This is a genomic window from Bradyrhizobium sp. Kon58, assembly GCF_055807455.1.
Genome location: NZ_JBVVOT010000413.1, coordinates 1 through 277, shown reverse-complemented (window position 1 = coordinate 277; position 277 = coordinate 1). Strand labels below are relative to the sequence as shown.

Sequence of the window (277 nt, the reverse complement as noted above, 5' to 3'; positions counted from 1 at the left end):
GTTCTCGCGCAGTGTCTTGTCGAAGATCGCGTTATCGTAAGCTGCGGTGTAGTAGTCGGCAAATGAACGTTGCCCACCGGCCTGCTGATAGTTCGCCGTATAGGCGCGCACGTTCTCCAGGGAGAAGATGCCCTGCTTGGCTTTGTCCAGTGAGGCGGGATTGATGTCGGTGGCGTAGATGATGGTGCGTTCGAGCAAACCTTCCTCGCGCAGCAGGATCGCCATGGAGTACACCTCCTCGCCGGTGCTGCAGCCGGCGATCCAGATCTTGATCGAC

The 277-nt window shown here is 58.5% G+C and carries 1 protein-coding gene; it reads right to left on the bottom strand.

Translation table 11 applies throughout. The features are described from left to right. Positions 1–261: CheR family methyltransferase (locus tag AC0L20_RS40970; protein ID WP_473295821.1), on the bottom strand; the 261-nt coding region annotated here is incomplete at its 3' end. Positions 262–277 lie beyond the last annotated feature (16 nt).